The sequence below is a fragment of the Prosthecobacter dejongeii genome (assembly GCF_014203045.1).
GTDB lineage: Bacteria > Verrucomicrobiota > Verrucomicrobiia > Verrucomicrobiales > Verrucomicrobiaceae > Prosthecobacter > Prosthecobacter dejongeii.
The window spans coordinates 166,890-190,751 of record NZ_JACHIF010000004.1 but is presented as its reverse complement, the minus strand read 5'-3'; the positions used below and the strand labels follow the sequence as shown (position 1 = coordinate 190,751).

Annotated in this window: 21 protein-coding genes; 12 read left to right on the top strand and 9 right to left on the bottom strand. The window is 57.6% G+C overall.

Going from position 1 to position 23,862, the window contains the following annotated elements; genetic code table 11:
* Positions 1-73: 73 nt before the first annotated feature.
* Positions 74-2,209: a TonB-dependent receptor family protein gene (locus HNQ64_RS11335; protein ID WP_184208586.1), complete on the top strand. Its 2,136-nt coding sequence runs from the start codon at positions 74-76 to the stop codon at positions 2,207-2,209.
* An 83-nt stretch (positions 2,210-2,292) separates the two neighbouring features.
* Here the strand turns inward: HNQ64_RS11335 and HNQ64_RS11330 are convergent, their stop codons facing one another.
* A complete protein-coding gene (locus HNQ64_RS11330) occupies positions 2,293-3,879 on the bottom strand; it encodes a hypothetical protein (RefSeq protein ID WP_184208584.1) in 1,587 nt (528 codons plus the stop codon).
* An 84-nt stretch (positions 3,880-3,963) separates the two neighbouring features.
* On the opposite strand from HNQ64_RS11330, the gene dusB reads away from it, so the two are divergent.
* Genes dusB through HNQ64_RS11310 form a run of 4 tightly spaced genes read left to right on the top strand, consistent with a single transcriptional unit; the run spans position 3,964 to position 6,926 of the window.
* Complete coding sequence (dusB, locus tag HNQ64_RS11325) at positions 3,964-4,992, top strand: tRNA dihydrouridine synthase DusB (RefSeq protein WP_184208582.1); 1,029 nt, start codon at positions 3,964-3,966, stop codon at positions 4,990-4,992.
* Between the two features lie 48 nt (positions 4,993-5,040).
* Positions 5,041-5,592: a hypothetical protein gene (locus HNQ64_RS11320; protein ID WP_184208580.1), complete on the top strand. Its 552-nt coding sequence runs from the start codon at positions 5,041-5,043 to the stop codon at positions 5,590-5,592.
* 30 nt (positions 5,593-5,622) lie between these two features.
* Entirely contained in the window at positions 5,623-6,339 is a 717-nt protein-coding gene (locus HNQ64_RS11315; RefSeq protein ID WP_184208578.1) for an N-acetylmuramoyl-L-alanine amidase, read from the top strand.
* A gap of 20 nt (positions 6,340-6,359) precedes the next feature.
* On the top strand, positions 6,360-6,926 hold the full coding sequence (locus HNQ64_RS11310) for a hypothetical protein (protein WP_184208576.1): 567 nt from the start codon (positions 6,360-6,362) through the stop codon (positions 6,924-6,926).
* 68 nt (positions 6,927-6,994) lie between these two features.
* Here HNQ64_RS11310 and fabV read toward each other — a convergent pair whose 3' ends face one another.
* Complete coding sequence (gene fabV / locus HNQ64_RS11305) at positions 6,995-8,188, bottom strand: enoyl-ACP reductase FabV (protein WP_184208574.1); 1,194 nt, start codon at positions 8,186-8,188, stop codon at positions 6,995-6,997.
* Between the two features lie 150 nt (positions 8,189-8,338).
* Here fabV and HNQ64_RS11300 point away from each other — a divergent pair, with 150 nt between their 5' ends.
* From HNQ64_RS11300 to HNQ64_RS11275, 7 genes are all read left to right on the top strand, one after another.
* Positions 8,339-9,202, top strand: a complete 864-nt coding sequence (locus tag HNQ64_RS11300; protein ID WP_184208572.1) for an arylamine N-acetyltransferase — start codon at positions 8,339-8,341, stop codon at positions 9,200-9,202.
* A gap of 156 nt (positions 9,203-9,358) precedes the next feature.
* Positions 9,359-10,705 (top strand): coproporphyrinogen-III oxidase family protein, encoded by a 1,347-nt coding sequence (locus tag HNQ64_RS11295; protein ID WP_184208570.1) that lies wholly within the window; start codon positions 9,359-9,361, stop codon positions 10,703-10,705.
* Positions 10,689-11,261 carry a hypothetical protein gene (locus HNQ64_RS11290; RefSeq protein WP_184208569.1) on the top strand — a complete coding sequence of 191 codons (573 nt, stop codon included), beginning with the start codon at positions 10,689-10,691 and terminating at the stop codon, positions 11,259-11,261. The genes HNQ64_RS11295 and HNQ64_RS11290 overlap by 17 nt, the downstream gene beginning before the upstream one ends.
* Before the next feature lie 9 nt (positions 11,262-11,270).
* On the top strand, positions 11,271-11,612 hold the full coding sequence (locus tag HNQ64_RS24470; protein WP_408004361.1) for a DUF6922 domain-containing protein: 342 nt from the start codon (positions 11,271-11,273) through the stop codon (positions 11,610-11,612).
* Between the two features lie 49 nt (positions 11,613-11,661).
* Positions 11,662-12,363, top strand: a complete 702-nt coding sequence (locus tag HNQ64_RS11285; RefSeq protein ID WP_184208567.1) for a lipoyl protein ligase domain-containing protein — start codon at positions 11,662-11,664, stop codon at positions 12,361-12,363.
* Between the two features lie 9 nt (positions 12,364-12,372).
* Positions 12,373-12,729, top strand: a complete 357-nt coding sequence (locus tag HNQ64_RS11280) for a gamma-glutamylcyclotransferase family protein (protein ID WP_184208565.1) — start codon at positions 12,373-12,375, stop codon at positions 12,727-12,729.
* Between the two features lie 66 nt (positions 12,730-12,795).
* Complete coding sequence (locus tag HNQ64_RS11275; RefSeq protein ID WP_184208563.1) at positions 12,796-13,140, top strand: VOC family protein; 345 nt, start codon at positions 12,796-12,798, stop codon at positions 13,138-13,140.
* 227 nt (positions 13,141-13,367) lie between these two features.
* Here HNQ64_RS11275 and HNQ64_RS11270 read toward each other — a convergent pair whose 3' ends face one another.
* The 7 genes from HNQ64_RS11270 to HNQ64_RS11240 all read right to left on the bottom strand — a co-directional run bounded on the left by HNQ64_RS11270 (position 13,368) and on the right by HNQ64_RS11240 (position 23,858).
* Positions 13,368-14,819 (bottom strand): efflux transporter outer membrane subunit, encoded by a 1,452-nt coding sequence (locus HNQ64_RS11270; RefSeq protein WP_184208561.1) that lies wholly within the window; start codon positions 14,817-14,819, stop codon positions 13,368-13,370.
* Positions 14,820-14,850: 31 nt separating this feature from the next.
* Positions 14,851-15,801, bottom strand: coding sequence for an efflux RND transporter periplasmic adaptor subunit (locus tag HNQ64_RS11265; protein WP_184208559.1), 951 nt, complete (start codon positions 15,799-15,801; stop codon positions 14,851-14,853).
* A gap of 38 nt (positions 15,802-15,839) precedes the next feature.
* Positions 15,840-16,544, bottom strand: a complete 705-nt coding sequence (locus HNQ64_RS11260) for an ABC transporter ATP-binding protein (protein WP_184208557.1) — start codon at positions 16,542-16,544, stop codon at positions 15,840-15,842.
* A 4-nt stretch (positions 16,545-16,548) separates the two neighbouring features.
* Positions 16,549-17,685 (bottom strand): ABC transporter permease, encoded by a 1,137-nt coding sequence (locus HNQ64_RS11255; RefSeq protein WP_184208555.1) that lies wholly within the window; start codon positions 17,683-17,685, stop codon positions 16,549-16,551.
* Positions 17,682-18,155: a cupin domain-containing protein gene (locus tag HNQ64_RS11250; protein ID WP_184208553.1), complete on the bottom strand. Its 474-nt coding sequence runs from the start codon at positions 18,153-18,155 to the stop codon at positions 17,682-17,684. Before HNQ64_RS11250 ends, HNQ64_RS11255 begins: the two co-directional genes overlap by 4 nt.
* A gap of 49 nt (positions 18,156-18,204) precedes the next feature.
* Positions 18,205-18,948, bottom strand: coding sequence for a TetR/AcrR family transcriptional regulator (locus tag HNQ64_RS11245; protein ID WP_184208551.1), 744 nt, complete (start codon positions 18,946-18,948; stop codon positions 18,205-18,207).
* A 101-nt stretch (positions 18,949-19,049) separates the two neighbouring features.
* Positions 19,050-23,858 carry a Kelch repeat-containing protein gene (locus tag HNQ64_RS11240; protein WP_184208549.1) on the bottom strand — a complete coding sequence of 1,603 codons (4,809 nt, stop codon included), beginning with the start codon at positions 23,856-23,858 and terminating at the stop codon, positions 19,050-19,052.
* Positions 23,859-23,862: the final 4 nt, after the last annotated feature.

Below are 23,862 nucleotides of genomic sequence, written 5' to 3'. Positions count from 1 at the left end.
TAATCCATTGCCACCATCCGCACGAACAAAATGCGACCGCTTCTCAGTCGCATGAGATGCCGACCATCCCCAAATGAAACGACTTTATCGACTATCCGCCTTACTTCTCGTCGGGAGCACAAGCGCTTTTTCCCAGACCGTTAGCCCACAAGGGCAATCTACCTCAGATGCACCCGTGCTGGAAGAAATCACGGTTTATGGCGAGGCCGAGGGTGATTCGGTCATTCAAAATCCCTTCTTGGCCCCAGTAGAGGGAACCAAAGTTTTTGCAGGTAAAAGAGCGACGGTGATTGATCTGGATGCGCTGCCGAAAGTGCAGGCCAATAACTACCGCCAAGCGCTGGCCTTGACGCCGGGCCTGCTCTTCTCAGAGGAAACCACGCCTCTCGTCAGCCTGGGCTATCGCGGGATCGGAGAGCCTCACCGCATGCAGTTCATGCAGGTGTTAAAAGACGGCATCCCGATTCATGCGGATCCTTTTGGTTATCCTGAAGCATACTACACACCGCCCTTGGATACAGTGGACCGCATCGAATTCATCCGTGGAGGAGGTTCCCTCATGTATGGTCCGCAACCTGGGGGTGCCCTCAATTACATCACGTACATGCCCAATCGAGAGTCCCCGTTTTCTTTCCGGACTCAAAACATTGTGGGTTCGGATGATCTGTTCTCCAGCTATACGGCAGTGGATGGCACCTTGGGGAGCCTAGGCTACTACGGCTACTTCAATCACCGGGAATCGAACGGCTTCCGGGAGGCCAACAGTGACTACCGACTGGACGGAGGGCACTTTAAACTAGCATGGGACATTGATGCCGATACGCGCCTCATTTTTGGTTTCGATGGTTATGAGGAAGAACATGGCGAACCAGGAGGGCTGACAGCTTCTGATTTCGCCAAGAACCCGGACAAAACGACCCGATTTAACGATCAATTCCGTCTGAAGCGTTACGCAGGCACTCTGGAGCTCCAGCACACCTTCCAACCAGGTACGGAGCTGAGTGTGAAGTCCTGGGCGGGCTATTATCAACGCTGGAGCAAACGCCAGCGCGGGGGCGGTTTTGGCACCTTGCCGACTGGCGCCAATGCCTCGACCAACTCGATCGAAAACCAGGAATTTTACACCTTCGGCTTTGAGCCTCGCGTCCGCCACGACTGGGAAGCCTGGGGAAATACCCACACCCTGGCGGCTGGCATGCAGTTTTATTACCTGACGTCTCCGCGCCAAGATCAGCGCGGCTTTGAGCCAGATGCTGACAATGGCATCACCACTCAAGATTCCCTGCGTGAGACCGTTTATGGCTCTCTGTTTGTCGAAAACAAATTCACCTTTGGCAAATTATCCATCACTCCAGGCTTCCGCATGGAGATGATCAATCAGTCCGTCAATGTGCAGAACTACAATCCGGCAACAGGTGCGCTGACCAGTGAAGCAGCCCGTGCGGATTTCGAAGCCCAGCCTTTGTTCGGCTTGGGAATTTCCTATGATCTAGGCAGTGACACGGAATTGTATGCCAACGTATCTCAGAGCTACCGCACCACCGTTTTCAGTGAGGCGATCGTGGCAGAAACAGGCGTGACCACCACTGATGCAGGCCCGAGCGTAGGCTGGAACTACGAAATAGGATACCGCGGCACTCCCCGCACCTGGATCACCTATGACACTAGCCTTTTCCTGGTGGATTTGGATAACCGATTTGGGCTCAATGGCAATGTTCTGCGCAGTGTCGGACGCAGCATCAACTACGGGTGGGATGGAGCCATGCAGGTGGACGTTATCGGTCTGGCAGATCAACTCAACGGAACGAATAACGTCGAGCGTATCGGTTCCCTGAATGTGTATGCCAATGCCACCCTCCTACAGGCCAAGCTTTACGGTGGTCCAAATGACGGGGCTACCCCTCAATATGCCCCCGAATACATCATTCGCACTGGCTTGATCTACAACTTGAAGAACAAGGTTAAAATTTCCTTTCTGGGAACCTTTGTGGATGACCATTTCGCCGATGATGCCCAGACAGCCAATCGCTTCATCCCAGGCTACATGACATGGGATTTGACCGCCGAAGTGAAAGTGACCAAAAACTTCACCGCCATGGCAGGCCTGAACAATGTCTTCGACGAAAGCTACTACTCACGAGTTCGCAACGACGGGATTGATCCCGGGTACGGCCGTAATTTTTACGTGGGTGGGTCTTTCCAGTTTTAAGATCCATTTCGTGAAATTTCCCAAGGTGCCTGTGAGAGCAGGCACCTTTTTTATGGGGGGACAAGTCACCTTATTCCACCTGACTACTTTTCCAAAGAAGCAGCCGTGAGCATTTGACGCTCCGTTTCGTTGAGTCCTTCAGCCCGTAAAGCCAGCAGCAAAGAGGCACATTCGCGGGCCTCGAGTAGGTTAGGGGAGTCTTCATGCAGGCAGAGCCGCAGAGTCTCATACATCTCCTTAGAATCCAAAGTTCGGACAGCGGTTTTCCCGACCAGTTCACGAACTTCAGAATTTAGTGGTGGATCTAGCATCAACCAGCGAAGCAAAGCCCGATGCTGGCGACTCCCCTGAGAAGCCACCATGGTGCGGCCTTGGACATGAGGGGTCGCCTCCCGCAGACTGCCACTTTTCACTAGGCTATGCAGACGGGAAAGATCAGGCATGGCACTGGCGATTTTTGCCGCTACGGCGAGGCGTGACTGCATGGCAGAAGACATCGCCTTATGGACAATGGTGGAAGTGGCAGGTGCTTCAGGTCTTTTAACACTCGCGATTTTGACGGGATTCGACTCCTTCCCTACAGCCTCCTCACTTGAGGTTATCAGGGGTTTAACCTGCGGTTCCACGGCATGAAAAGAAAACACAGGTGGGGAAGATACAGCCGGTGGCAGAGCTGGTTTGGTGGAAATTTCGGCCACTGCCTGCTGAGACTCCGCAAAATAAACCCATTCAGGTAGCGGTAACCGGTAGAGGATCCACCAGCCAGCCAACATCATGCAGCCGACGCCAGAGACCAACCCCAGACCAAAGGTGGATAAAGACCGTGCCCCGACAACCTTTTGCGGGGCGGAGACTGGCACAGTTACAGTCTGCTGAGAACGCCAAAGTGCCCACCAGCAGCGTGGAATCACGGCCTGGAAAAGAGGCAATGTTTCATGTTGGGCAGGGAGCAGCGGAATCAACCTCTGCAGCGCCTCCAAAGCTTCGTGACTGTCCCATTCCCAATCATCTTCAGGCTCCCGTAAACGACGGTTCCAAAAATGCCGATCTTCTTGAGGAACGGATGCTAACAATTGACCTACACTGACCCACTGAGCGGCTTCCTTCAGTAAATGAGGATCCACCGAATCCCGCAAGAGTGGGCGGCTGGACTCCAGCCAACGAGGGGCCTGCCCAGGACGCAACACGCCTAGTAAACTGGCCATCAGTGCCATGATTTGCCCGGCTTCATGGGAAAGAACAGGCGGCTGAGCTTCGAGCAAAGCCTCCGCTAGCCGTACCAATTTATGGGTTTCTCCCTGGCGCGTCCATTGAGTGACGACTACGCGGGTGAGCAAACAGCATTGCTGGCGCAACTCCGCAACCAAATGCGCAGGCTGCACCAGACTGGCCAGCCAAAGACCACTGTCATCAAAAGCCCGCAGGAGCGCTTGGCTCCCTTGCCGGGCAGAGTCAGGGTTGATAAATGACTGCTCACAAAAACGAGTCATGCCAAACTCAGCTCCTGTTTTCACCACTTCGGGATCTGGCAGTGAGGTGTTTCCCGGCGGTGGAGAAAACGGAGATCCCGTCGGTTTTTCGACCGCGAAATCTAAAGCCCCTGGCTCTAGAGACAAATCCCCCAGCGCTGTGGATGCGTTTTCAGGGCTAGATTTCGAGTTGGATTCCATTTTCAAAGATCACTTTCATGCCAGAGCCAGCGGGTTATCAAGCACGAACCTTGCTCCCGGACATTCCTTCGGTTATTCTACGCGATGCTCCCTTGGCTGCATAGCGATCAATTTCCCCTCTACTTAGCCCCCATGGCAGGAGTCACAGACGTGACCTTCCGTGGCATGTGTAAGGAGATGGGTGCCGATGTCATGGTCACTGAATTTGTGAGTGCCGAGGGCATTTTACAGCGGGATGATCGCACCCGTCATTACACGGACTTTGATGATGGCCAGCGGCCGTTAGGGGTCCAGCTTTTCGGCGCCGATGGCGTGAGAATGGGCGAGGCTGCCCGGAAGGTCATTGACTGGAAGCAGCCGGACTTCATTGACATCAACTTTGGTTGCCCCGTGAACAAAGTGGTGTCTAAAAATGGCGGTTCGTCGTTGCTGAAAAACTGTCCGCTGCTGGCCGAAGTCGCGCGCGAAGTGGCCAAGGCAGTGCCTATCCCGGTTACTGCCAAGATGCGCATCGGCTGGGATGCGGAAAATATCAACGCTGTGGAAGTCGCACGCATTTTAGAGGACAACGGCATCCAGGCCATCACCGTCCATGGTCGCACCCGCGCCCAGGGTTATACAGGTGTGGCAGACTGGGACGTCATCGGCCAAGTGGCAGATGCAGTCAAAATTCCCGTCATTGGCAATGGAGACATTACCAGCGGTATGGATGTGGAAGTGCGGCGAGCCCAGACCAATGTGAAGGGCATCATGATCGGCCGTGCAGCGATGGCGAATCCCTGGGTTTTCCAAGAGGCCAAGCATTATCTCTCTACGGGCACCCATGCCACCCCAGCCACGGTGCAGCAGCGCTTTGCCCTCATGCGACGTCATTGTGAACTGGCCGTGGCCCGCAGCACACGCGGAGGAGAGTTTGAAATTGTACGCTCCATGCGCTCTCGATTGATGAGCTACACACGCTGCATTCCAGGAGGTAAATTTTTGCGAGGGCGCTTCGGCCAAATCGCTAGCATGATGGAACTGGACGACATCTTGGCAGAGTACCTGACTCACAGCGACCGCTTTAACAGCCGCTCTGACATGGATGATGAAGTCCCTGTGGAAACCAACTGAACGGTCATAGGTCTTGGCAAACGCTGACTTTGAGCGCATGATGGGTTCATGGCTGACGAGATTCCCCCGCCTATTCCCCGGGACCTGCATTGCGAATACGAGGAGCGTGCCTTTCGCCACTGCACACGTTGTGGTGAAACACTAGAAGATGACCAGGGCGGATTTCAAATCTCCAAGGCCTATAAAAAAGGCGAGTGCGTGATGGAGTATGCGCTGTGCGACCATTGCCGAGTCTCCATGATGGAAGAGTTTTCCCAGGAATCCAAAAAGCGTCTGTCGGACTACCAACACGAGCACGTGGATCTGCATCGTGGGCTCTACCACTGCTCTGTTTGCGGAGTGCCACGTAATGAAGAGGGGGTGGATGACTTCGTCATCACAGGCATCTGTGAGGGAGCAAGTCTTCTGCACAGCATCATGGTCTGTGGGCAGTGTGGAGATGGGATCCAGGAACTCATTTCAGTAAAGACACGCGATACCTGGCGCCGCTTTGTGGATGAAAATTTCCCCGGACCTCCCAGCGAGGGTGAATATCCCGAAATCGAAGAAGTCACTGCACCACAGTCACTGCCCGTCTTCTCTGCACAAGGCGGAGCTTAACCTTGGCACGCCCTTTGCGTCATCACACTCATGCCTCGTTTCGTTTCCAGGTTCGCCTTCGGTTTATTGCTCCTACTGGCTTCCTGCCAAAGCCAACCTGGAAAAGGGAGATCTAGCACCTACGGTGACCGCCCTGGCCCCCAAGGTTTCAACACGGTGATTGTAGATGCTGGGCATGGCGGGAAAGACTCAGGGGCTAAGGCCCGTGGGCTTGTAGAAAAACAACTGGCTTTAGACGTGGCTAAACGAGTGCGCTCTGAACTATGGCCCAGCTACAAGGTAGTGCTCATGCGTGAGTCAGATCGCTTCGTGGAATTGGATAATCGTGTCTCGATCGCCAATCGCTACCCGAATGCAGTTCTGGTCAGCATTCACTTTAATTATGGCAACCGCCGCCGCGCTGGGCCTGAGACCTATTACTGGCGAAGCGACAGCTACGCGCTGGCAAAGCGCGTGCAGAGGAATCTTTCGGCTGTGGCACCGTATGAATCCGGCAATGCAGGCCTCGTTCGCCGTCGTCTGCGCCTGACACGCAATCCCACCATCCCCTGCATTTTGGTGGAATGCGGCTACCTCACCCACAGCGGTGAGGCCAAGCTTGCAGCTTCCTCTGCCTACCGTGAAAAGTTAGCCGAAGCCATCGCCCGTGCCATCCGCGATCAATCGCGCGACGGTGATGCGGGCATGGGCCCGATTCCACGCCCGATCTACGCACCTCCTAGCCGTGCTGGGGATGCCCGAGGCTGAGCGATGCCCCTGCCCACTAAATGAACCTTTTGTATCCACGCTTCACGTTACGCCAATTTGGCTGGATGCTGGTCTTTGGCCTCATCGGCTCCATCATCGCAGGCCTTTACGGAATCGTGCACGATCAGATCACGCTGCGACTGGGGGTGGAATATTTCACGAAGTTCAAGCTCCTGCAGTTTTATTACCTCGATCCCTCTGCCCCGATCCACATCACTGCGATGAAGATCGGTTTTCTGGCCACTTGGTGGGTGGGGTTTTTCGCCGCTTGGTTTATGGCTCGGCTCACACTGCCGCATGAGTCGGTGCCGCAGGCGGCCCGTCGTTGTGCCTCGGGCGTGGGGGGCATGATGATTGCCGCAGCCACGCTGGCCCTGATGGCTGCGCAGTGGGCTCCAAAATCTTTAGCAGATCCCCGCCTCCCGGCCTGGGAAGACATGCTGATTTCCTACAACATACAGGACCCGCTGGCCTTTATCCGTGTGGGTTACATTCACAATGCCAGTTACCTGGGCGGCTTGCTCGGCCTTCTCGCGGCTCTATTCTGGCTGCGCGTTACGAGACCCGTGAAAGCGACCCCGGTGTAATACAAAAAAAGCGCAGCCCCGAAGGACTGCGCCGAGGTGAAAGAACTCGCCTCTTGCTAAATTGCTTTTTATGAAGCGATGGATGGCACCGGGACGTTTGGATTCGTCTCAGCTGTATAGTCCACACCTTCCAGGCCGAAGCCAAAGAGACGCAGGAAGCTCGCCTGATAACCGGCAAAGTCTCCGTATTCGCTGAGATTTTCGGTATTCACTTCGGTCCAGCGCTGGCCGACCAGGGCCTGCACTTCTGGCTTCATTTCCCAGTCATCCACACGGATACGCCCCGCTTCATCTGGCTGTGGGTTACCACTGTAGAGACGATCGCGGAAGAGACGATCCATCTGCTCGATGGTATCTTCATGAGTGCCTTCTGCTTTCATCACTTTATAGAGCAAGGAAATGTAGAGAGGCACCACAGGGATGGCAGAACTGGCCTGTGTGACCAGGGCTTTGTTCACCGAAACCCAGGCTTTACCATTCAGAGGTGCCAGCTTGGCATCCAGGGCCTGCTGCACCTTTTCCAAATCTTCTTTAGCCTTGCCAATGGTGCCATTTTTGTAAATCGGCCAAGTCACTTCAGGCCCAATGTAGGAATAGGAAACGGTCTGCACGCCAGGAGCCAAGACGTCTGCCGCGATCAAGGCATCCATCCACATTTCCCAGTCTTCCCCGCCCATCACAGCCACCGTCTGCGCTACGTCATCGCCCTGAGCAGGCTCAATGGAGATTTCATTCACAACACCCGTGGTGGTGTTCAGGTTTTTATTCGTGTAAACTTCACCGATGGGTTTCAAGACCGACTTAAAAACCTCCGCTGTCTTAGGATGCGTGCGGCGAGGAGAAGCCAAGCTATAAATCACGCAATCCACCTGACCGAGATCGGTCTTGATGGCGTCAATAACCTCCGTTTTGATAGTGTCAGAGTATGCATCGCCATTAAAAGAACGTGCATACAGACCTGCGGCCTTCGCCTCATTTTCAAAAGCTGCTGAGTTATACCATCCCGCCGTGGCCGTGCGGTCATCTTCACCGGGGCGCTCGAAAAACACGCCGATGGTGGAGGCCTGAGCGCCAAAAGCTGCTGCGATGCGGGAGGACAGGCCGTAACCAGTCGAAGAGCCGATCACCAGAACCTTTTTAGGGCCGTTTTCAATGAGACCGCCTTTTTTCACAACAGCGATTTGCTCCGCCACGTGTTTCGCGCAGCCCTCAGGGTGAGCGGTGGTACAAATAAAACCTCGGATCTTGGGTGCTACGATCATAGTCAGTCTCATCGGGTAATGGAGACAGGGCCGCTGGCAACTGATTTTATCATCTCCCAGAGGCAGGGATCCCCACCCTGCGAGGCAAATTTCATTAAATTATGCGTAACAGGTGCAACAAAAAGGAGAATCAACTTTCTCAGTCTCTATATGCCTACAGCCGTCCTGCCCACAGATCTTCTCACACGCATTCTCTGCAAGCTTGGTTTATCCATTTCCACCACGCCATCCTTGGAAGTCCTCAACCAGATCTACATGGCTTGGTGCCAACGAGTACCCTTCGATAATGTCCAGAAACTCATTCATGTGAGAGGAGGTCATAATACCGCCCTACCAGGCAGCACGGCGCAGGATTTCTTCAACAACTGGCTGGATCACGGCACAGGCGGCACTTGCTGGTCAGGCTCCAATGCGCTGGCGGCCTTACTCACCAGCCTGGGCTTTTCCGCGCAGCGCCAGATCGGCACCATGCTGGCAGCGCCCGACCTTTCGCCCAATCACGGGACGGTCGTCGTCCATTTTGACCCTGACGAAAATTACTTGGTGGATACATCCATCCTCCATCATCTGCCGCTGCGACTGCACTCCGGGGGGATTACAGCCATCGCCCACCCTGCCTGGGGCATCCAGGCCACCCGTCAGCAAGAGCGCTGGCATATCCATTGGCGCCCCTTGCACATGACAGCAGGCTTTGTCTGCCGCTATGAACCGTTCGGTGATGAGTACCTGGACTTTGAACGCCGTTACGATCAAACACGTGGCTGGAGTCCCTTTAATTATCAACTCAGTGCCCGACTCAATCGTGGTAATGAGGTCATCAGTTTTGCTTTTGGTAACGCCGTGACATTGCACGAAGACGGTCGCGTAACAAGTAGGCCCGTCACCCATGGGGAACGCACCGCTTTTCTTGTCGAAGAAATGGGATTTAGCGAAGAAATAGCCCAACGGCTGCCTCAAGACGTGCCCACACCACCACCGCCTGGATCTCGGAAAGCCGAACTGCACATGGCGTGACAAGGTAAGGAACTGCGGGCAGCCGCCTGATTTACTGAACTGAGGACGCAATAAATTTGCCCCTGATGCGTCCTAGCTTCGCGTGGAGACTGGTCTCCGGCACGTTTAACGCTTAGAAGTGAACGATATCCTGCGTTCCCTGTTCACACATCTATCATGTCCACCACCCTGGAATCCCCCCCGCACTCCGCCGAGAAAAAGGTCGAACAGACTGAAGCGGGAAATTATTTTGTTAGCAATTACCCGCCCTTCTCATTCTGGAAGCCAGATCAGGTGCCAGTGATCGAAAATGTGCTGGCTAAGCCCGCTCCTGCAAACACGCCGCTGGGCGTTTATTTTCACATTCCCTTTTGCCGGAAGCGCTGCCACTTCTGCTATTTCAAGGTCTATACCGATAAGAATGCCTCAGAGATCAAGGCCTACATTGATGCTGGCATGCGCGAGATGGAGCGCTTTGCACAGCAACCCTACATCAACGGCCGCAAAGCCCACTTCGTCTATTTCGGGGGTGGCACACCCAGCTACCTCAGCATCCCACAGCTTACGGATCTGACCAACCGAATGAAAGACCTCGTCAGTTGGGATGGCGCAGCCGAAGTCGCTTTTGAAGCTGAGCCTGGCACCCTCAACGAGAAAAAACTCACTGGCATCCGTGAAGTCGGCGTTACCCGCCTCAGCCTCGGCGTGGAAAACTTCGACGACCACATTTTGGAAACCAATGGCCGCGCCCACCGCAGCGGCGAAATCGAAAAGGCCTACCGCTTTGCCCGCACCCTCGGCTTCGAACACATTAACATTGACCTCATCGCTGGTATGATGAACGAGACCTGGGAAAACTGGAAGGACACCGTAGCCAAAGGTATCGCCCTCGGGCCCGATGCCGTCACCATCTACCAGATGGAGGTGCCCTACAACACCACCATGTACAAACAGATGAAGGAAGAGGGCAAAGTGACGGCCCCCGTGGCCGACTGGCAGACCAAACGCGACTGGGTGAGCTACGCTTTTGATGAATTCGTCAAAAATGGTTATACCGTCACCAGTGCCTACACCGTGGTAAAAGACCCGCAGCGCATCAAGTTCGTCTATCGCGATGCCCTTTGGGAAGGCGCAGACCTCCTGAGCTGCGGCGTGGCTTCCTTTGGTCACTTAGGCGGCGTGCATTACCAGAACCAGGCTGAAGTGGGCCCCTACATGCAGGCCGTGGATGCCGGGCAGCTCCCCATCTTCCGCGCCTATGAGACCACCCACGAAGAGCGCTTCGTACGCGAATTCATTCTGAAGTTGAAGTTAGGCCACAGTGAATTTGCCTATTACCAAAACAAGTTCGGCCAGGACCCTCTGGCCTTCTTTGCCCCCCAGCTCAACTACCTGCAAAACGAGGGCTTTGCCAAACTCACCGACAAGGACATCACGCTGACTCGCGACGGCCTGCTGCAAGTGGACCGTCTGTTGCACGAATTCTTCCTGCCCCAGCACCGCCAGTATGCCCGCTACACTTGATGCTGCCCCGCGCACCGATGCCGTCCGTGAGGATGATCTGGCTCCGCTGGTGTTCTTTTATGGCATCGGCAGCGCCCGTCCGCGTGTGACCTTTGTGCCACCCGACGAACTTCCAGAGCATGAGCGCTGGCTGCTGGTCCATGACATTGACATGACCCCGCGCCTGCGGGACGGCCATGGCTGCGACATTGACCTCGACGTGCATGCCAAGGCCCGCATCGGCAACTACCTCGTACGCGCCAGCGTGCTCAACCGCCGCAGCGATGGCAAGCCCGTGGAGTTTGGCGCCATCGGCATTCACCTTGACCTGCTGCCTGAAGAGGCCCAAACCCTCGTCATCGAAGGCCGCGTCCCCTTCGGTGCCATTCTAGAACGTTACCAAGTCCCCCACAGCAGCCACCCGCGAGGTTTCTTCCGCATCGCCGTGGATGCCCGCCTCGCCGAACTCCTGGGTGCCACCAGCGGCCAGATCCTCTTTGGCCGCTGTAACGAACTCCGCCACGGCAGCGGCCGCGTGCTGGCAGATGTGGTTGAGGTCCTACCCAGAGGGATGTAGGTTCTGCCGATGATCAGCCCCACGGAAAAGCCAAAGACTCCCCTGGGGTTGCCGCGTGCCCTGTTCTGGGATGCACGCCCCGAATCGCTGGACCTGGACAGGCACGCCCGGCAGATCATTGGCCGTGTCGTCGAACGCGGAGGCTTGGAAGGGTGGCACAAATTGCGGAGCCACTACGGTGACGAAAAGTTAAAGCAGGTGGTGACCACCCTGCGCACATTAGAACCACGAACCGTCAATTTCCTCTGCCTGATGCTGAACCTTAAAAAGGAGGACTTCCGATGCTGCACTTCGCAGCCCTTCCCATCGGCACCCTCAATGAATTTTCCTTGGTGGGAGAAGCCTCTCTGACTCGATTCTTGAATCGGATGTCCTTCACTTATCTCATCCCCTGATCACCGTGTCCTTTGGAGAACCTTTTTTTGACCGACTCATCCTGCATCTCGACGGCACCCATGCAGGGCCGATGAACATGGCGGTGGACCAGGCCTGGCTGGAGCACAGCACGATTCCGGTGCTGCGTATTTACACCTGGGACCAGCCCACGGTGACCCTGGGTTATGCGCAGAGTTTGCCCAAGCTGCAGGATGCCCTGCCCGGCTGGCCCGTGGTGCGCAGGTGGACGGGCGGCGGTGTGGTGCTGCACCAGGAGGACTACACCTACTCCGTCATCGTGCCATCGGCGGATCCTTGGTCGGAAACGACGGCCCTGGAAAGTTACCGGCGCATCCATGGCTCCCTCGCAGAGGCCTTGAGTCAAAATGGACATCCAGGTTGTCGGCTGGCGTTACAAGAAGATGTCATCGAGGCCCCTTTCTGCTTTGTTGCCCCGGCGGTGCATGATGTGATCCGGGGACCCGTGAAGGTGGCGGGAGCAGGACAACGGCGGGGCAAGCTGGGGCTGCTGCATCAGGGCAGCGTGCAGCAGGTGATCCTGAAGCCCGAGTTTTGGACTCAATGGGCCACGCGGCTGGCCAAGGAAGTGCTCACCGTGGAAACAGCCCCCGAGCCCGTCCTGGCCCGCGCGACCGAACTGGAACGAAGACGCTACGCCCTGCCGGAATGGCTGGCCGATCGCGATGACCACCTGCCCAGAATCTGAATTGATATCATGAAAACCAGGCTTCTCTTCCTCTATGGCACGCTGAAGCGCGGCAGGTCTAACCATGCTTACATGCGCGGGCAGCGGTTTGTGGCGGAAGCCAGCACCGCCGCTCATTACCGGCTCCATGATATGGGCGGTTATCCGGGAATGGTCAGTGCCGAGGATGGACTGAGCATCACGGGCGAGATCTGGGAGGTAGATGCCGAAGGGCTGGCGCGGCTGGATGAACTGGAAGACATCGAAGGTGGAGAATATGTGCGCGAGGTGATCCCGCTGCTGCCGCCGCATGAAGAACTGCGAGTCGAAGGCTATCGCTACTTAAGATCCGTTCAGGGTCGTCCAGATCTTGGCACGATGTGGTAACTCGTCACCTTTAGTTCGTGGCACGAATGTGGTGGCATCCGTGAGAGGGTGAGGCTATCGGCAGCCATGCTAGTTGAACGATTCAAATACACCATCTGGGCGGCTGACATGGCGCGTGCGCTGAAGTTTTACACAGGCGTCTTTGCGGCCAAGGTCATCAAACAAAACGACTACGTGAGCGAGGTGGAAATCTGCCAAGGCATCCTGGCCATCCATGGCGGCGGCGAAGGTGAACGCACGTGGACGGGACTGACCTTTCAGGTGCCGGACGTAGTGGCCGGGGCGGCAGAAATCGTGGCGGCGGGGGGATCGCTGACAAAGGAACCACAGCCAGAAGGTGATGAACCTCCGCATCTGGCGATGTGCACCGACCCGGAAGGCAATGAGATCATGCTGAGCCGGAAAAGGTAGGCAGGTGTGATTAACAGACTTTTTGTTAGACCAAAGGAGAGGAAGTGGGACGCTGCGAAGCGAATCTCCACGCTCCTCTCGGGAAGGGCTGGAGATGGTCGCTGGTTCAAAGAGACGGGACTTGGCAAGTCCCGCTCCTTGGGGGCGTAAGAATGCTCGGAGACTGGTGAGCTTTCGAAAACGCCAGAGGACTTGCGCAATCCAGGACGCTTCGCGGCTGCGGGAGGTTATTTGCTGCTGCCTTTCCAGCCGCCGCCGAGGGCGCGGAGGAGCTGGACGGTGGAGGTGAGGCGCTGGCCATCGAGCTGGGCGAGGGTGAGTCGGGTGGTGAGGACGACGCGGTCGGCATCCACGACTTCGAAGTAGCTGGCGAGACCTTTGTCATACCGCAGGCGGGAGAGGCGGCTGGTGTCCTGAGCAGAAGCCACGGCGGCGGCAACGGCAGCGCGTTGTTTTTGAAACGCTCTCAGGTCCAGCATGGCGTCTTCGACTTCACGAAGGGAAGTGAGGATGGTCTGGCGGTAGGTGGCTAGGCTTTCATCATACCGAGCCTGAGCGGCACGCAGGTTGCCACGTAGACGGCCTCCCTGAAAGATGGGAACAGTAAGCTGTGGCCCGATGCTGGCGGTGCGGCTTTTCCATTCGAAGAAGTCTTCGGCCCCGACGGACTCCAGGCCACCGGAACCGGTGAGGCTGAAGACGGGATAGAAGTTGGCCTTGGCCACGCCTATGTCGGCATTGGCAGCACGCAGAGTCTGTTCGGCCGAGCGGATGTCTGGGCGGCGCTGAAGCAGGGTGCTGGGCATGCCAGCAGGGACGCGGGGAGGTGCAGGCAGGCGACGGTTTTTCGACAAGCCAAAGTCGGCGGGTGCATCGCCACAGAGGACGGCGAGCGAGTTTTCCACAGCGCCGCGCTGGCGCTCGATCGCAGCGAAGTCGTTCTTGGCGAGTTCGAGTTCGGTGCGGGCGCGGGCGACGTCCATCTCATTGGCGAGGCCGCCTTCAAAACGGGATTGCTGTAGCTTGCGGGCCTCTTCGCGGAGGGAGATGGTTTCGCGCAGGATCTGCTCCTGATTGTCCAAGGAGGCGGCAAGGAAGTAACTACGGGCGACTTCGGCGGCGATGACGAGGCGCTGGGCCGCGAGGGTATCCACCGAGGCGTCTTCGCGGGCCTTGGCCCCTTCGACACTGCGGCGCACGCGCCCCCAGAGGTCCACTTCATAGTTCAGGCCCAAAGCTGCACGATGGCGGTCACGCTCAAGGTTAGGCAATCCGGCGCCGGAAGGGAGATTGGCCCCGATGCTGTTGGCGGAGGAATGCTCATAGGTGGCATTGTTCTGCAGATTGAGCTGGGGGAACCAGTTGGCCTGCTGCACTCCGGTGAGGGCACGGGCGGCATCCACACGGGCGAGGCCGGCACGAAGGTCCTGGTTATTAGCGAGAGCACGGTCCACCAGGCCATTCAGCGAGTTGTCCCGGAAAAGGGTCCACCACTGGTCCGGGACGGGAAGATCCGAGACATCAGCCCGCTGCTTCCAGCGCTTGGAGACCTTAGCCTCAGGAGATTGGTAATCCGGGCCGACGACACAAGAACTGACGAGGCATGCGGTGCCCAGGGCAAAGACGAACGTACCGCGAGGACGGAGTGAGGCGATCTTGAGGGAGGAGCGGAAAAACATGGGGAGGTTGTTAGAGATCGTCGCGGGCAATTTATTCGTTTATTTTTTTGCGGCTCGCATCCACAATAAAGACATCCATCTGCTGACCGACGAACAGAGCGGCAGACGCAGGTTTCTGCAAACGGTAGATGACCTGAAGTACGCGTGTGTCCACTCTTTCGGTCGCATCCCCGGTAAGAGATTTCTTGGGAATGACCATAGGCTCGAAGCAGACGAACTCCAAATTAGCTTTCAAATCCGGGTTTCCACGCACATGAGCGACGGCTGAGGCCTGGGCCTGGATGCGCCAGGCTTCATGCTCATCCACATCCGCACGGAGATGGAGGGGGTGGGTCTGGCCGAGGGTCATCCAGGGGCTACTGGCAGGCGAGGCCGAGATGAACTCCCCTGCCCTGACCTTGAGCTGGAGGACAGTGGCATCCAGCGGCGCGTTGACGATGCTACGCTGAATTGCCGTGCGGGTGACCTCCACCCGGGCCTGAGCCAGGCGCACCGCAGCCTGCGAGGCCTCGAGTCGGGCGCTGACTGTGGCGAGAGAGGTTTCACGCTGAGTGCGCTCTTCCGCCGAGATGGCGCGGGCATCGTCCAGCTTTTCAGCGTAGTCGAGATTGCGCCGGGCCTGGATGCGCTCGGCCTCGGCCACCGCGACCTGGGCTTGAGCTTCGGCGAGTTGGGCCTGGGTGACGGCGAGTTCAGCATCGAGGTCGCGAGTATCCAGCTTCAGCAGGGGCTGGCCCTGGCGGACTTCATCGCCGAGTTTGACGAAGACTTTCTCCACCACACCACTTCGATGAGTGCCCACGGAGATGGTTTCGCTGCTAGGCTCCACCAGGCCAGTAGCGGCGATTGTTTGGGCAAAGGTGGTGCGAGGAGGCATGACGGGCGGCTCAGTGACCACCCTCCGGGGCTGGCTGCTGAGGACGGAGGAGACGGCCCAGGCAAAGCAGCCGAGGGCGACCAGGGGGAGAACAGGAATTTTCATGGAAGGCGAGGTTGAAAACGGGGTAGCTAAAAAGAGGCTCAATGGCGGGATTCGGACCGGACGACGACGCCATCATCCATATGGGCGATGGTGTGGGCGTAGTGGAAGACGCGGTTGTCATGAGTGACGACGATGACGGCGCGCTGAGGGGCGAGAGCGGCGGTGGCGAGGAGTTCCATGACGGACTCACCCGTTTTATGGTCGAGAGCGGCAGTGGGCTCATCGCAGATGATGAGGCGGGGTTCATGGACGAGGGCGCGGGCGAGGGCCACACGCTGCTGCTGGCCGCCGGAGAGGACTCTTGGCATGGCAGCGGCTTTGTGACCGAGCCCAAGACGATCCAGCAAGTCGGTGGCCTTTTTGACGGCAAGGTTGCGTTTCATTCCATCGGCAATGAGCGGGACGGCAGCATTTTCTGCGGCTGTCAGCGAGGGCAATAGATTGTATTGCTGGAAGACGAAGCCGAGGTTCCTACGACGAAAAAGAATGCGTTCCTGCGCCTTCATTTCGGCATGGCGGGAGTCGAGCACTTGTAAGTCTCCGTCGCTGGGGTCCAGCAGACCGGCGATGACGGAGATGAGGGTGGTCTTGCCGCAGCCGCTGGGGCCGACCAGAAAGGTCATCTCGCCAAGGCGGGCCTGGAAGTCCACGCCACGTAGGACTTCGACACGGGCATCGCCCTCACCAAAGTGCTTTCGCAGGCCCTTACACTGAACGGCCTGAAGAGAAAGAGGAGCATTCATAAAATTAACGGAAGACAGAGGCGGGCTCTAGCACGAGCACTTTGCGGACGCTGAGGAAGCTGACAGCAGCGACGACAACGGCCATGAGGACGCCCACTCCGGCTACGGCCTGCCACATGAGAACAATGCCCCGGGTGGCGAGATTGGAGGCGGTGGCCTCAAAGAACGCTGCCGCCATGCCGGTACCGATGGCGTAACCGATGGCCCCAGCGACGAGGGCCTGAAGAAGAACCATGGCGACAAGGCGGCTATTGGTGACGCCGATGGCCTTGAGCGCGCCGAATTGGCGAAGGTTTTCCACCGTGAACATGTAGAAAGTCTGCCCGCTGACGGCCAGCCCAACAATAAGTGCAACAGCGATGGTGATGCCGAAATTGACCGGGATACCGGTGTTCTTCATGTAGTAGATGACGCAATCCCAGGCGAACTCGGCAGTGGTGCGGGCCTTGAGACCGGTCTCGCGTTCAATCTGGCGAGCGAGGGCTTCAGGACTCATTCCAGGCCTGGGACGAGCGAGGACAAAGCTGAGCTGGTTTCGCTCGCGGCCCTGAAAGTTGATGGCCTCACTGTAGCGGGCGTGGATGACGGGAAAGCTGACGAAAGGGGCGCTGCAATCCGAGATACCGACGAGGGTAACCTTGTGGTCATTGAGCTCCAGTACGCGGCCGAGTTCCAGGGCTTCCCCCGGAAAGAGGAGAGCGTATCCGGCGCGGTCCATGATGATGCTGTTGGCCTCACGCAGGCTTTCCCAGCGGCCCAGGAGCATCTGGCGTGGAGTGCCCACGAGCGTGCTATCATCCACACCGAGGGTGAAGGTGGAGGCGAACTTTCCCGCCAGGGTGCGGGCAGTGGGGTTGCCTTTGAAGAGACGCACCGCATAGTCCACCCCCGAGACGCTGCGCACGCGGGTGAGGTCGGTTTCCTTCAGCGGTTTGGTCTGCTCGAAGTACTCCGTGTAGCGGTCCATGACCCAGACGTCGGCATCGGTGACATCGAGGATCTGGCTACCGGTGCGCTTCATGATGCCGCAAAAGATGCTGACCTGGTTTTGCAGGAGAAAGGTGGAAAAGGCGAAAGCGAAAATGAGGCCGAAGTATTTGGCCCGATCCGACATGAGCATGCGCAGGGCGATGAAGTTCATGGTGCGACCTCCTGAGGACGGCAGTTCCAATGCGGGCGGCCCGCGCCAATGCCATCTTGGGTAGTGTTGCTAGAGAGGCCCCCGGCAGGTGCCTGGATGCAGAGGAAGTGCAGAGGTTCATCCCCCGTATTGCGCCAGCAACGGATACCCTGAGGGGCGACACGCACGCAGGAACCGGGGCCGACGATGAAGACGGAATCCCCCACCATGAACTGGCCGCTGCCAGAGAGGAAAATGTAGAGTTCCTCATTCAGCCGATGGCTGTGGCAGAACGGCATGCCCTGCCCTGGGGCCATGACATTGGCCGAAACCTCCATGCCGGTGAGGCCAAGCAGGTCCTTGAGGAAAAGCTTTCCGGAAACACCGCCAACCTCTTGCTGGGAGATCGAATTGAGACTGCCCCAATTCAGGTGCTGGAAGCAAAGGCCGGAATCGGTCGGGGTTGGAGATACAGTGGAGGGAGCGCTCATGAATAAAGGTCGTTTATTGACTAATGGTCATTTTTCAGGCAAAAAAAAGTCAACTTTCCGTGTAGAGCCAGGATGCGGCATTGGGGAAAACTTCCTCGACGATGCGGCGGTCGGTAGCGGCGTAGTCGTGCTCATGCAGGAGAGGCTTCCAGCCAAGGCCGTCACAGATGATGTCTTGATTGAACCGTACGGAAAGCATCGGGCTGGTGATGCCGGCCTGGACCTTGAGCTGGGGCTCCTGCCCCATGAGGTGACTGCCAACAGTGACGGAGACAAGGGCGAAGGTGGCCTGCTCCGGTGTGAAGTGGGTGCGGGGCATTTCGCCGAGGGCCATGGCCTCGACAATGATGTGATTGAGTACGCGCCAGCAGCGGGCCCCTTGGAATGCATGAGCCTGGCGGCGGGCCTCACTGGCCTTCTCCCAGAAGGAAGCGGACTTCAGCATCATCTCGACATGGAAGTATTCTGGACAACTGACGGCAAACTCGCAGCAGGCAAAGCCGATAACACGGCAACGCTCGCGGGTGAGACCTTTGAAGTGAGAAGACTTTTCAAATAGATCTGCCCGCTGGCGAAGAGAGGCAGTGGCGACAGCCAGGACGAGATCCTCCTTGGAGATGAAATGCTGGTAGAGAGTGCCTTTGGAATACTCAACCGATTCGGCAAGCTGCTCCATGTTCCAAGCCTGGAAGCCTTTCTCAAGGAGGAGGCGGCGGGCGTGGGTGAGGATCAACTCCTCACGCGCCTGGAACTCGCGTTCCTTGCGGGTGGGGGTGGACTGGATCCCTGACATGAGCGGAGTATTCAATATTTTGACCAACGGTCAAACACTTTCCAAAAAACATCCGGTCGTGGTGACCGGATGTTTTTTGAAACGAGGATTTTAGATGGCGATCAGCGCGGCTGGCGGACCTGGGCCTCGCCACTGAGCTGAGGCGCGGTTTTCACCGTCTGGCCAGGCTCCGGTGGCTGGGCCAAGAGGAAGAAACCAGCGCTTTCGAATTCGCCCGTCGTTAGGCGAATGAACGTGCCTTGATAGGTGGCGGTGCGGACAAGTGTCTTCACCGGATTTGGAACGGTGAAGGTGCCCGAGTAGTGACCCACGGGATTCGCGATGAGCTTAAAGGTGACGCTGTTCGGATTGACGGCCAGGGTCTTATCAACAATGACGGTCTGGACGACACCGGTGTCCTTCAGGTTGCGGATGCTGAAGGTGAAGGGCTCGATCCCGGCCTGCGCAGAGCCGCCCTCGTTGAGGAAAAGGACAGCATTGTTGTCAACATCGTTTAGGTCTGCGATGACACCGCCGCTGGCAGGCGGCTGCCATTTGCCACCGAAGAGTGTGAGTTCAATTTCATCAAACCCGGCGCGATAGGCGAGTTCCTTGGACTTGGCATCGGCGGCCACTTTCTTCCAGGCAAGGTTGCCATCGTAGCTGTTGCTGTCGAAATCTGTGCCAGCAGGAGTGATGGCGGTGAAGCCAGCGAGATACCCCTGAGTGAGGCTGAAGGCGGAGTAGAAGGGAACGTCCCCCTCAGGTCCCACGATGGAGGAGAAGGTGAACTTGCCACCATCAGCTGTGCGACCGACGAAGGCCACTGTGCCTGCGGTGGTGACGGTGGCGGCACCGAAGCCATTGCCCTGCGGGATGTCGAGCATGCCGACGAGATCGGCAGGAATGTCCAGACCGAAGGTGTAGCTGCCTGCGTAGCTGGTGGCAGGAAGATCGGTGCTGCCGACCTTGGGCTTGGCGACCCAAGGGTTGCGGTAACCTTCGATTCCGGTGCTGCCACCATTGAAAGGATCATCCAGACGGCCTTCCAGAGCCTGGGCGACGGGCTCTTCGGCATTGCCGCTGAGGAAGAACTGGACGGTGAGATTGGGCAGGCCTTTGCGGACAAAGCTGACAGTGGCCTGGCCTTCGGCCTCAGTGGCATCGCCAGAGATGTAGAGCTGGCCTTTACCGGTCAGGGTAGTGGTGCCGAGGATGAGCTTGGCGGAATAGGCCCCTTTGGTGGTGACGGCGACGTCAAAACGGCCACCGAGCGGTGCGCCTGCGCTTTCATCTGGGCTGACCAGACCGACGTAGTTGCCAGCAAGGAAGGCGGGCGGAGCGACGACTTCGGCAAAGATGTTAACACGGATGATGCCAGTGGTGAGCGGGGCGCTGCCGTCTTTCGAAATGACACAGACATAATCCCCGGAATCAAGGGCGGTGGCATCTGGGATGGTGAGGGTATCCGTGGTTTGGCCGATGGGGTCGCCCTCTTTCAACCAGGCAAAAGTGAGGCCAGTGCCTGCATTCAGCACTTTGACACTGACGGTGGTGCCCTCGGCCTGGACGATGCTGCGAGCGGAGGTATCCACAACGGCGAGGTCGAAATTGGCAATGAGGGTATCAATGCTGTTGCGGACATCGACGCCGTAGGTGCCTGCATCTGTGAGCTTTACGCTGGCGAAGGTGTAAGTCGGCAGAGTGGCCTTGGCGATGTTAGTCGCGCCTTTGCGCCATTGGTAAGCCAGGACGGGGGTGCCTGTGGCGGTGCCATCGAAGATCACCTTGCTACCAAGACGGGCGAGCTGCGAACCCGGGGCCTGAACAAAAACAGGTGGACCATCGTTGTCCTGGATGGTCAAGGTGTGGACGTCGTCCTCACCCGTGGTGACGCTGGCGGCGGAAGGAGTTCCGAGGGTGAGAATGACAGTTTCGTCAGGATCCAGGGTGAGATCGTCGCGGATCGCGACATTGATTGTGGCACGGCTCTGGCCGATGAAGAAGCTGACTGAACCGGAGGCCGGAGCGGTGATAAAGTCTCCGGTGGCCCCTTCAGAAGCCGTGCCGCTGACGGTGAATGGGAGGGTGAAAGCCTCAGTCGCTGGAGAGGTGAGGGCGACTTGAACAGCCACGGTACCGGAGGCTTCCGGATGGAAACTTTCGGTTTCGTCAAAACTGGCAATGACGGCGGGTGCCGTGCCGAGGGTGGTGAAGATGCAAACGGGGCTCTGGCCGGAACCGAGGATATTTTGGGCCTCGACGATGACGGCGTAGCGGGAGCCGAGGTCTAGATCGGTCAGCTCTTCCACCACGGTGATGGGGGTGCTGCCGCTGCCGATGACACCGAGGTCAATCTCAGCTTCATCTTCGCCACCGGTGAGCTTGATAAGCTTGAGGACCGCAGTGGTGGAGTTGCCATTGGGATTGATCTTCACGGTGACCGTGGCGGAGTCTTCCGTGATGCTGGCGATGGACTGAAGCTCGACGATGGGGAACTCGGGGATGTCGAGCACCCAGACGTCGTTGTTGCTGTTGGCCCCGTTGGTGCCGGCAAAGATTACGAGATTGCCTTCGGCATCGGTGAAGGCGGAGGAGCCACGGCGTGCGCCGGGTGTGGAGGAGGGTGAAGGCACGCCGAGCTGACCATACGAAGCGAGGCCATTGAGCGCGGAGGCCCCCTTCAGCCAAGTCCACTGGTACTTTTCTGTATCGAAGACCCAAACGTCATTGAAGTGACCAGAGCCCTGGCCGCCAAAGAGGACGAGGGAACCATCGGAAGCAAGCCATGAGGTGGCACCCGCACGGGCACCTGGGACAGTATTAAAGGCGTGATCACCGAGGGTGCCGTAAACACCGATGGCATTGACAGCCTGGGAACCTGAGATCCAGGTCCATTCATTGGAGATAAAGTCGAACTGCCAGAGGTCGTTCAGATTGCCCAGCTTGGCGGCATTGCCACGGCCATTGCCCCCGAAGAGCCAAAGGTTACCACTGTTGCCTACCCAGGCGACTGCGCCGGAGCGGCCCCCGGGAACATTGCCTACAGATGCAATGCCTGAAGAACCATACACGCCGATGGCATCGAGGCCATTGCTGCCGCTCAGCCAAGTCCACTGGCCGAGAGCAATGTCAAAGACCCAAAGGTCATTAAGGAGCCCCGCTTTGGTGCCAGTGGCGGGAAGTCCACGACCGCCGAAAAGGAAGAGGCGGCCAGAGGCATCCTTCCAGGAGACAGCGTTTACACGTGCCCCGGGAGTATTCAAAGCATCTGGCTGACCGAGGCTGCCGTAGGTGCCGGTGGCGTTGGCAGTATTGGCTCCGCCGACCCAAGTCCACTCGTTTTCATTCAGGTCATACTTCCAGAGATCATTGAGGAGGCCCTTGGTGGCATTGGTACCACCGAAGACCCAGAGAAAGCCGTCATTGTCCTGCCACATGAGGGCACCGCTGCGGGCTGGGGGGGCATTGGTTTCAGATGCTTCGCCTTTGTTGCCGTAGGTGCCCAGGGCATTGACGTCTTTACTACCACTTATCCAAGTCCACTCGCCCGAGGCAGAGTCGTACTTCCAGAGATCATTGAGGACGCCGGTCTTGGTGCCTTCACCGTAACCCAGGCCACCGAAGTGATAGGAAATGCCGCCGGAACTGCTGACGCTGGCAGCTTCGGTTCTGGCACCGGGTTTGTTGGCAGCCGCAGCTACACCCACGGAGCCGTATATACCGCGCTGTTTAGGCAGGTTGTCACCATCCAGCCAAACCCAAGCCGGAATGTCTTGCTCAATCACGATCTGCACGGTGGCAGTAGCTGAATCAACGGTCCCATCGTTGACCTTGAAGGTGAAAGAATCAGTGCCGATGAAGCCTACATTTGGACGATAGGTGAAGCGGCCATCACTTGTGAAAGCAGTGATGACCCCGGAGGCGGGCTGATCCACCACAGAAAAAGTGAGCGTGTCATCGTCGCCATCGGTCCCTTCAAGCACTCCGGCGATGATCTCGCCTGCGCGGCCGTAGATCTCCGTCGGGATAGCAATAGGGGCCTCGTTTGGCGGTGGCTCGGTAATCGTGATGTTGATGGTAGCCGGGGCGGAGTTCGCTGTGCCGTCATTGGCCACGAAAGTAAAGCTGTCTGCACCTAGCTGACCGACATTGGCAGTGTAGGTGAAGTTGCCGTTACCGAGGACCTCGACGACGCCCTTGGTCGGATCGGTAACCTTGGTAAAGGTCAGCACGTCATTATTGGCATCGGAGGCGGTGAGGAGGCCGTTTTTCGGCACGCCGGAATAGGCAGCAAGCACGCCATTGTTGGCGATGGGGGCCACGTTGGAAGACGTGGAGGTAGAAATCATCTGATACAGCGCCAGAGGGCCGCTGCCCTGGCCATAATCATAAGAACCAGGACCTGCGGTACCCGCGAGAATGGTGGAAACGCCGACGGGATTCACCGCCACTTCCAAAACCGTAGGCGGTAGCGTTTCTGAATCTACCGGGAATAGCGAACCTAACCGAATCAGGAGATATTCGGTGGCATTGATACGGGAGGTGCCTTTGTAGGACCAAAAATAGATCGGACTGCCGCCATAACCTGGGCGCACAGAGTTCCGGGTATCGAAATTCAACTCCGCTTCAAAAGCTCCAGCCACTCCCAAGCTATCGAGAGCAAAATCTCCGCCAAAAGGTTGGAATGCGGCATTGAGCCCTGCGATATCTCCAGCGGTCGCTTTGTTGGCGACTTCAATCTCAGAAAGTCCATTCATTCTCCCGATCACGCCACGGCCTGCATTTCCAGCCAAGCGGGTACCTGCCAAGTCAGCAATCCCATGGTTGCCGTTACCAGCCGGATTGTAGTTAGAGATCGTCAGCGACGCACCTTGGCTGCTACCGATCAGCAGCAGGCAGGTTCCAAGGAGTGAAAAAAACTTCTTCATAAGG

Coding starts and splice junctions, on each gene's coding strand:
- HNQ64_RS11335 (WP_184208586.1), top strand. CDS start 74: ATGAAACGACTTTATCGACTATCCGCCTTACTTCTCGTCGGGAGCACA.
- HNQ64_RS11330 (WP_184208584.1), bottom strand. CDS start 3,879: ATGGAATCCAACTCGAAATCTAGCCCTGAAAACGCATCCACAGCGCTG.
- dusB (WP_184208582.1), top strand. CDS start 3,964: ATGCTCCCTTGGCTGCATAGCGATCAATTTCCCCTCTACTTAGCCCCC.
- HNQ64_RS11320 (WP_184208580.1), top strand. CDS start 5,041: ATGGCTGACGAGATTCCCCCGCCTATTCCCCGGGACCTGCATTGCGAA.
- HNQ64_RS11315 (WP_184208578.1), top strand. CDS start 5,623: ATGCCTCGTTTCGTTTCCAGGTTCGCCTTCGGTTTATTGCTCCTACTG.
- HNQ64_RS11310 (WP_184208576.1), top strand. CDS start 6,360: ATGAACCTTTTGTATCCACGCTTCACGTTACGCCAATTTGGCTGGATG.
- fabV (WP_184208574.1), bottom strand. CDS start 8,188: ATGATCGTAGCACCCAAGATCCGAGGTTTTATTTGTACCACCGCTCAC.
- HNQ64_RS11300 (WP_184208572.1), top strand. CDS start 8,339: ATGCCTACAGCCGTCCTGCCCACAGATCTTCTCACACGCATTCTCTGC.
- HNQ64_RS11295 (WP_184208570.1), top strand. CDS start 9,359: ATGTCCACCACCCTGGAATCCCCCCCGCACTCCGCCGAGAAAAAGGTC.
- HNQ64_RS11290 (WP_184208569.1), top strand. CDS start 10,689: ATGCCCGCTACACTTGATGCTGCCCCGCGCACCGATGCCGTCCGTGAG.
- HNQ64_RS24470 (WP_408004361.1), top strand. CDS start 11,271: ATGATCAGCCCCACGGAAAAGCCAAAGACTCCCCTGGGGTTGCCGCGT.
- HNQ64_RS11280 (WP_184208565.1), top strand. CDS start 12,373: ATGAAAACCAGGCTTCTCTTCCTCTATGGCACGCTGAAGCGCGGCAGG.
- HNQ64_RS11275 (WP_184208563.1), top strand. CDS start 12,796: ATGCTAGTTGAACGATTCAAATACACCATCTGGGCGGCTGACATGGCG.
- HNQ64_RS11270 (WP_184208561.1), bottom strand. CDS start 14,819: ATGTTTTTCCGCTCCTCCCTCAAGATCGCCTCACTCCGTCCTCGCGGT.
- HNQ64_RS11265 (WP_184208559.1), bottom strand. CDS start 15,801: ATGAAAATTCCTGTTCTCCCCCTGGTCGCCCTCGGCTGCTTTGCCTGG.
- HNQ64_RS11260 (WP_184208557.1), bottom strand. CDS start 16,544: ATGAATGCTCCTCTTTCTCTTCAGGCCGTTCAGTGTAAGGGCCTGCGA.
- HNQ64_RS11255 (WP_184208555.1), bottom strand. CDS start 17,685: ATGAACTTCATCGCCCTGCGCATGCTCATGTCGGATCGGGCCAAATAC.
- HNQ64_RS11250 (WP_184208553.1), bottom strand. CDS start 18,155: ATGAGCGCTCCCTCCACTGTATCTCCAACCCCGACCGATTCCGGCCTT.
- HNQ64_RS11245 (WP_184208551.1), bottom strand. CDS start 18,948: ATGTCAGGGATCCAGTCCACCCCCACCCGCAAGGAACGCGAGTTCCAG.
- HNQ64_RS11240 (WP_184208549.1), bottom strand. CDS start 23,858: ATGAAGAAGTTTTTTTCACTCCTTGGAACCTGCCTGCTGCTGATCGGT.